Below are 6,751 nucleotides of genomic sequence, written 5' to 3'. Positions count from 1 at the left end.
CCCATCGCCCATCGCCCATCGCCCATCGCCCATCGCCCATCGCCCATCGCCCATCGCCCATCGCCCATCGCCCATCGCCCAAGTACCTAATTTTCTTCCCCCTCACATTTTTGGCACACCCTTTGCTTTCTATTCGATAACGAATTTCGGAGGCAGACATGTCCATTTCTTTTGATAAAGCATTAGGTGTTCACCAGCATACCGTTGGCGTACGCGCCAAGCGTGCAGAAACGCTGGCGAGTAACCTTGCCAATGCCAATACGCCGGGGTACAAGGCGAAAGATATCGACTTTCAGCGGGCTCTCAATGCGGCAACCTCGGAGGCAAAAGTTGGCCTCAGCCGCACAGATGGTCGGCACATTTCTGCCTCCAGTCAGGTTATGGGTGAGCAAAAGTACCGAGTACCCACCCAGCCGGATACTGGTGACGGCAATACCGTTGATTCCCAGTTGGAGCAGAATCTGTTTATGCAGAACTCGATTGAGTATCAAGCATCACTGGATTTCCTTGGATCAAAATTCAAAAACCTGAGCAAGGCACTGAGAGGGGATTAATGAATGAGCTTGTTTAATATTTTCAATGTATCGGGATCGGCCATGAGTGCTGAATCGGTACGCCTTAATACCACTTCCAGTAACCTTGCCAATGCCAACAGCGTTAGCAGTTCGGCAGAAGAAACGTATAAGGCTAGGCATCCGGTATTTGCCGCTGAGCTCCAAAGTGCCAGCTACAAGCGTAGCGACAGTGTGCCGGTTCAGGTCAAAGGGATTGTTGAGAGCGAGAAACCGCTGAGTGCCGAGTACAACCCGGATCACCCGTTGGCTAACGCCGAGGGCTATATCTATAAGCCGAATGTCAATGTGATGGAAGAAATGGCCAACATGATTTCGGCATCGCGTTCCTACCAGAACAATGTACAAGTGGCTGATGCCAGCAAACAGATGCTGATGAAAACACTGCAGATGGGTAAGTAGGCTAGGGAGTGATGACAATGAGCAGTATTAATGGTGCGGGTTCCAACAACCTTTCCTACCTCGACCAGCTAAAGTCGATGCAGGAAAAGAAGGTTCAGGAAGATCAAAAAGTAACCGGCCAGAACCAGTTGAAACAAGAAGACTTCCTGTCTTTGCTTACCAAGCAGCTATCGCAGCAGGACCCGTTTGAGCCGGTCGGCAATGATAAAATGATTGCCCAGATGGCATCGTTTGCCACCGTTGACGGCATCGGCCAGATGAACGAGCAGTTCGGTCTGCTAAATACCGCCATGACGTCTAACCAGGCGCTGCAGGCATCGACCTTGGTTGGTCAGGATGTACTGGTGCCGAGTGCGACCGGGATGAAAGCAGAAGAAGGCGGGTTAAGCGGCCGTGTACGCCTGAGCAACTCGCTTGACCAAGCCATGATGCGTGTTGAAACCCCACAGGGTGAGCTGGTGAAAACCATTAATCTTGGTGCCAAAGCAGCCGGTGACCACGATATCGAGTGGGATGGCAAGAACGAGCAAGGCAAAGTGATGCCGGAAGGACAATATACTATCCGGGTATCGGGTCTGGTCGGTGGCGAAACACAGAACTACGACGTATTCACCCATGCCAACGTTAACAGTGTGGTGATGGGGCAGGGGGATGGTCAGGTTCTATTGAACCTCGCCGGTCTCGATAAACAATTTAATTTGGCTGATGTACTTCAGGTCGGAAAAGCACAAGCGAAAGGATAATCAACTATGAGCATGAATATTGCCTTGAGTGGCCTGGGTGCAGCTCAGAAAGATCTCAATACTACCAGTAACAACATCGCCAACTCCAATACCTACGGTTTCAAGGAGTCGCGGGCCGAGTTTTCCGACGTGTACTCGAATTCGATTTTCTCTAACTCGAAAACCACAACCGGTGGCGGTGTACAAACGGCAACGGTTGCCCAGCAGTTCCATGAAGGCTCCAGTATTTACACCAATAACCCATTGGATTTACGGGTATCAGGTACCGGTTTTTTCGCCGTTGCGCCTAATAAGGCAGAGCCGGCGAACAACAACCTGACACGTAACGGTGCTTTTCATCTAAATAACAACAACGAGATTGTCAACTCCGACAACAATTACCTGCTTGGCTACGAAGTAAACCAGGATACCAATACGGTTACTTCCTATGAGCCGAAACCGATGACCATTGATGACACGTTTGGCCAGCCGAACATGTCGAAGAACATGAGCATTGCGATGAACTTACCAAGTGGGGAAACTCCGCCAAAGGTAACGCCGTTCGATTTCAATGACCCGGATTCTTATAACAAATCAACCTCTTCGACTATCTATGACTCCTTGGGTAATCCGTTGAAAATGTCAGCATATTACGTAAAAGCGCCGATTGATAATACATGGCAGGTGTATTATACGGTCAGTGACAGCGGCGGTGAAAAAGCCCTCGATGCTGTGAACGGTGTGGATAACGGTGCTGGCCACCTAGGTCATAATCTACAGTTTGATGCGGGAGGTCAGCTGGTAACTAATCCGCCAAACTTCCAAACCGTTGATTTCCAAACTGCCGGTATTCAATTAGGCGGTGCCGACGGCAGCCAGAGCCTGACGTTCAATTATGATGAACCAACCCAGTACGCCTCACCATTTGAAATTCGTAAGCTGGAAGATGAGGATGGAGCCACCACGGGTTACTTATCGAATGTTGATATCGACTCAGACGGTAACATCTTAGCTTCTTATTCAAACGGTAAAGATAAAGTGATTGGCCGGGTGGCGATGGCCCGTGTTGCCAACGAGCAGGGGCTAGCCCAGCTTGGTGGTACATTGTGGAACGTCACTCAAGATTCGGGCTCAGCCGTTTGGGGAGATGCCTCGCAAGGGTCATTCGGCTCGATCAAGAACGGTACCTTGGAGCAATCCAATATCGATATGACTCAGGAGCTGGTGGATTTGATCACTGCCCAGCGTAATTTCCAGGCCAGCTCCCGTGCCTTGGATGTGAACAACCAGCTACAGCAGAACATCTTGCAGATTCGCTAACGTTCTCTCCTTAAGCACAAAGCCCATAATACCAAGTGTTATGGGCTTTCGTCGGTTTATTGACGCTATCACTCCCATATTAAAAGCGATTGATTGTTTACTGAGCATAACCGCCAGTTAAGCGGCAACGTTTGTCCCCTTTATCTCCGTTACACTCCCTTTTTAGCTGCACATCTTTTAGAATCAACGACCTAACTAAATTTTTATTGATGGTATGCTTTTTGCATTAAAAATGCCTATCGATAGAGGGGACTGACAGATGGATCGCGCATTATTTCTAGCCATGAGTGGCGCCAAGCAAGACATGTACGGCATGCAGGTTGCGGCCAACAATTTGGCGAACGTGAACACCACCGGTTTTCGTGCTGATTTGCAGCAGGCGAGAAGTATGCAAGCGTATGGCGAAGGTTTGCCAAGCCGCGTATTTGCCATGACCGAACGTCCGGGCAATAACTTCGAGCAGGGCTCGGTAAAAATGACCGGCCGTGCCATGGATGTCGCCATTGAAGGTAACGGTTGGTTGGCTGTGCAAGATGCGTCGGGTCAAGAAGCTTATACCCGCGCTGGGCATTTGAAGATTGATGAGATGGGTATGCTGCAAAACAGCAACGGCCAGCTTATTTTGGGCGATGCCGATGCACCGATCTTTGTGCCGCTCCCTATCAACAAAATTGAAATTCAAAAAGACGGCACCGTCAGTATCTTGCCGCAGGGGGCACCACCGGAAGCCATGGTGGCAGTCAACCGGATCAAACTGGTCAGCCCCAACAACAGTGACTTGTTTAAGGATGTCGATGGTTTGTTCAAACCAACGACTCCTAACCCCCAGGGCTTGGAAGCCGATGCCGGTGTGAGCTTGCTCAGTGGTGCATTGGAAGGCAGCAACGTGAATGCTGTAGGTGAGATGGTCAGTATGATTGATCTTCAGCGCCACTTTGAAATGCAAGTCAAATTGATGAAAACCGCAGAAGACATGGATAAATCGTCTTCATCTTTAATGCGCATCGGATAATAGCGAGGAGTTAACGTATGCATCCAGCTCTATGGGTTAGTAAGACTGGTCTTGATGCCCAGCAAACCAATATTTCAACGGTTTCAAATAACCTAGCTAACGCCTCGACGATAGGCTTTAAGAAAAGCCGGCCGGTTTTTGAAGACCTTTTCTACCAGAATATTAACCAGCCTGGCGGTCAGGCAACGCAAGATACCACCTTGCCATCCGGCTTGATGCTGGGTGCCGGTTCAAAAGTGGTCGCGACCCAGAAAGTCTTTACCCAAGGTAATACCCAAACCACTGACAATGCGCTCGATATGATGGTCGAGGGCGATGGATTCTTCCAGGTGATGCTGCCAGACGGCAACATAGGCTATACCCGTAACGGCCAATTCACCGTGAGCAACGAAGGCCAGATTGTGACGTCTGGCGCAGGTTATGTGCTGGAGCCTGAAATTGTAGTGCCGGACAACGCGGTTGCGATTACGGTCGGTACCGACGGTGAAGTTTCTGCCCGTATTCGTGATCAGCAAGAAAATCAGGTGCTGGGTCAGATCAACCTGACCAACTTCATTAATCCAGGCGGCATGGAACCCATTGGCCAGAACCTTTATCTGCCGACAGGTGCAAGTGGTGATCCACAAGAGGGGATCCCGGGCCTTGATGGTTTTGGTAGCGTCCGCCAGTCAATGCTGGAAACATCCAATGTGAATGTTACCGAAGAGTTGGTCAACATGATTGAGGCACAGCGGGTTTACGAGATGAACTCCAAGGTGATTTCAACGGTGGATCAGATGCTGAGCTACGTCAACCAGCAGCTATAACAGGGAGTAGGGTATGGGTAAGTATTGGCCAGTATTTTGGGTGGCAGTGCTGGTGGCGGTTTTATCGGGCTGTGCGCAGAATTTTGATACCGGCTCTGATCTCGACAGCGCCGTCAGTGATGTTGATGCGGTTGAAGGCACGACTGAGCAAAGCGATGGTATTATTGGTTTGGTCAGGCAGCGGGAAGACGCGGTACAGGGTGATCCTAGTTGGTCTTCTGTTCGTCCGCCGGAAAAACCGGAGCACTACGCCACTTCTACCGGCTCACTATTTAATACCACCAACGCCATGGGGCTCTATAACGATTCACGCCCAACAGGGCTTGGTGATATTGTCACTGTTCTGCTTGAGGAGAAGACTCAGGCAAGAAAGAGTGCCAGCTCTGATTTAGGCAAATCGACGGATATGAGTATGGAGCCGATCATGATGGGCGGTCGCCCATTGAATATTGGTAGCTATGATCTGTCTTATGCCCTGACCAACGACAACTCATTCTCTGGTAGCCTTTCCTCGGATCAAAGCAACAGTTTTTCCGGCTCTATTTCGGTCGAGGTGATTGAGGTGTTACCCAATGGTAACTTGTTGGTACGAGGGGAAAAGTGGTTGACGCTGAACAGCGGTGATGAATATATCCGAGTGAGTGGAACCATTCGCCCCGATGATATCGATTCAGAAAACTCTATCCCATCCACACGTATCTCCAATGCGCGAATTCAATACTCGGCGACTGGCGATCGTCAGGATACCCAAGACCCAAGCTGGTTTGCTCGATTCTTCAATGCGGCGATGTAAGATATGAAAACGTTAATCCCGACCCTGTTATTTAGCCTATTGCTGGTCTCTGTTTTACCGGCAGTATCACCGCAAGCCCATGCCGCCCGTATTAAAGATGTTGCCAGCGTTGCCGGTGTCAGGGATAACCAATTGGTCGGCTACGGTTTGGTGGTTGGCCTGCCAGGAACCGGTGAGTCATCCTCGGCGTATTATACCGAACAAAGCTTTCGTGCCATGTTGAATAACTTTGGGATCAATATTCCTGAAGGCGAGCGATTCCGTACCCGAAATGTCGCCGCGGTTGCGGTTCATGCAACGCTGCCTCCTTTTTCCAAGCAGGGGCAGCAAATTGATATCACCGTATCGTCAGTCGGCTCGGCCAAGAGCCTGCGCGGCGGCACACTACTGCAGACCTTCCTCAAAGGTTTGGATGGCAATATTTATGCGGTTGCTCAAGGCAGTCTGGTGGTCGGTGGTTTTACCGCCGATGGTGCCGATGGCTCGCGAATTGTCAGCAATACCCCAACCGTGGGGACGATCCCTTCTGGCGCGATTGTCGAACAAGAGGTGCCAAATCCGTTTGGCCGTGGTGACTTTCTAACATTTAACCTCTTCGAGCCGGATTTCTCCACTGCGCAGAACATGGTGGATGCCATCAACAATTTCCTTGGCCCTGATGTGGCTTCGGCGATGGATGCCGCGTCGGTGCGTGTTCGTGCCCCGCGTGATGTCAGTCAGCGTGTTGCTTTTCTATCAACCATTGAAAATGTTGAATTTGAAACCGCTGACTCCGGGGCGCAAATCATCGTAAACTCCCGCACCGGCACCATTGTTATCGGCCAGCATGTTCGGTTGAAACCTGCCGCGATTACCCATGGTGGTATGACGGTATCCATCAAAGAAAACTTGTCGGCCAGCCAGCCGAATGCCTTTGCCGGTGGCCAAACTGTGGTCGTGCCCGATAGCGAAATTACCGTTACCGAAGAAGATTCGCGGATGTTCTTGTTTGAGCCGGGAGTGAGTCTTGATGATTTAGTCCGTGCTGTGAATCAGGTAGGGGCTGCGCCGTCAGATCTGATGGCCATTTTGCAAGCACTCAAACAAGCTGGTGCCATTGAAGGCCAGCTGATCATTATCTAACG

Annotated in this window: 8 protein-coding genes and 1 pseudogene; 8 read left to right on the top strand and 1 reads right to left on the bottom strand. The window is 50.5% G+C overall.

Going from position 1 to position 6,751, the window contains the following annotated elements:
• Positions 1-80: pseudogene (locus tag C9I99_RS27735) on the bottom strand (hypothetical protein); the annotation flags it as partial.
• Positions 81-158: 78 nt separating this feature from the next.
• Between C9I99_RS27735 and flgB the strand changes: the two are divergent.
• The 8 genes from flgB to C9I99_RS24595 all read left to right on the top strand — a co-directional run bounded on the left by flgB (position 159) and on the right by C9I99_RS24595 (position 6,749).
• Positions 159-554, top strand: coding sequence for a flagellar basal body rod protein FlgB (flgB, locus tag C9I99_RS24630; RefSeq protein ID WP_107351476.1), 396 nt, complete (start codon positions 159-161; stop codon positions 552-554).
• 3 nt (positions 555-557) lie between these two features.
• The gene (flgC, locus tag C9I99_RS24625; protein ID WP_107351475.1) at positions 558-974 is read left to right on the top strand and encodes a flagellar basal body rod protein FlgC; all 417 of its coding nucleotides are present in this window, start codon (positions 558-560) and stop codon (positions 972-974) included.
• A gap of 17 nt (positions 975-991) precedes the next feature.
• Positions 992-1,717 (top strand): flagellar hook assembly protein FlgD, encoded by a 726-nt coding sequence (locus C9I99_RS24620; RefSeq protein WP_107351474.1) that lies wholly within the window; start codon positions 992-994, stop codon positions 1,715-1,717.
• 6 nt (positions 1,718-1,723) lie between these two features.
• Positions 1,724-3,016, top strand: a complete 1,293-nt coding sequence (gene flgE, locus C9I99_RS24615) for a flagellar hook protein FlgE (RefSeq protein WP_107351473.1) — start codon at positions 1,724-1,726, stop codon at positions 3,014-3,016.
• Between the two features lie 259 nt (positions 3,017-3,275).
• On the top strand, positions 3,276-4,028 hold the full coding sequence (flgF, locus tag C9I99_RS24610; RefSeq protein WP_107351472.1) for a flagellar basal-body rod protein FlgF: 753 nt from the start codon (positions 3,276-3,278) through the stop codon (positions 4,026-4,028).
• A gap of 17 nt (positions 4,029-4,045) precedes the next feature.
• Positions 4,046-4,834 (top strand): flagellar basal-body rod protein FlgG, encoded by a 789-nt coding sequence (flgG, locus tag C9I99_RS24605; protein ID WP_107351471.1) that lies wholly within the window; start codon positions 4,046-4,048, stop codon positions 4,832-4,834.
• Positions 4,835-4,847: 13 nt separating this feature from the next.
• The gene (locus tag C9I99_RS24600; protein ID WP_107351470.1) at positions 4,848-5,627 is read left to right on the top strand and encodes a flagellar basal body L-ring protein FlgH; all 780 of its coding nucleotides are present in this window, start codon (positions 4,848-4,850) and stop codon (positions 5,625-5,627) included.
• Between the two features lie 3 nt (positions 5,628-5,630).
• On the top strand, positions 5,631-6,749 hold the full coding sequence (locus tag C9I99_RS24595) for a flagellar basal body P-ring protein FlgI (protein WP_107351469.1): 1,119 nt from the start codon (positions 5,631-5,633) through the stop codon (positions 6,747-6,749).
• The last annotated feature ends 2 nt before the right edge of the window (positions 6,750-6,751 follow it).

The sequence above is a fragment of the Photobacterium lutimaris genome (assembly GCF_003025555.1).
In the GTDB taxonomy this organism is placed as follows: Bacteria; Pseudomonadota; Gammaproteobacteria; order Enterobacterales; family Vibrionaceae; genus Photobacterium; species Photobacterium lutimaris.
Note: the sequence above shows the minus strand (reverse complement) of the source record. Positions and strands in the feature narration are given on the sequence as shown.

What these genes read in the sequence shown, in the direction of transcription:
- flgE (WP_107351473.1), top strand. Translation starts at nt 1,724, where the DNA reads ATGAGCATGAATATTGCCTTGAGTGGCCTGGGTGCAGCTCAGAAAGAT.
- C9I99_RS24600 (WP_107351470.1), top strand. Translation starts at nt 4,848, where the DNA reads ATGGGTAAGTATTGGCCAGTATTTTGGGTGGCAGTGCTGGTGGCGGTT.
- flgF (WP_107351472.1), top strand. Translation starts at nt 3,276, where the DNA reads ATGGATCGCGCATTATTTCTAGCCATGAGTGGCGCCAAGCAAGACATG.
- C9I99_RS24620 (WP_107351474.1), top strand. Translation starts at nt 992, where the DNA reads ATGAGCAGTATTAATGGTGCGGGTTCCAACAACCTTTCCTACCTCGAC.
- flgG (WP_107351471.1), top strand. Translation starts at nt 4,046, where the DNA reads ATGCATCCAGCTCTATGGGTTAGTAAGACTGGTCTTGATGCCCAGCAA.
- flgB (WP_107351476.1), top strand. Translation starts at nt 159, where the DNA reads ATGTCCATTTCTTTTGATAAAGCATTAGGTGTTCACCAGCATACCGTT.
- C9I99_RS24595 (WP_107351469.1), top strand. Translation starts at nt 5,631, where the DNA reads ATGAAAACGTTAATCCCGACCCTGTTATTTAGCCTATTGCTGGTCTCT.
- flgC (WP_107351475.1), top strand. Translation starts at nt 558, where the DNA reads ATGAGCTTGTTTAATATTTTCAATGTATCGGGATCGGCCATGAGTGCT.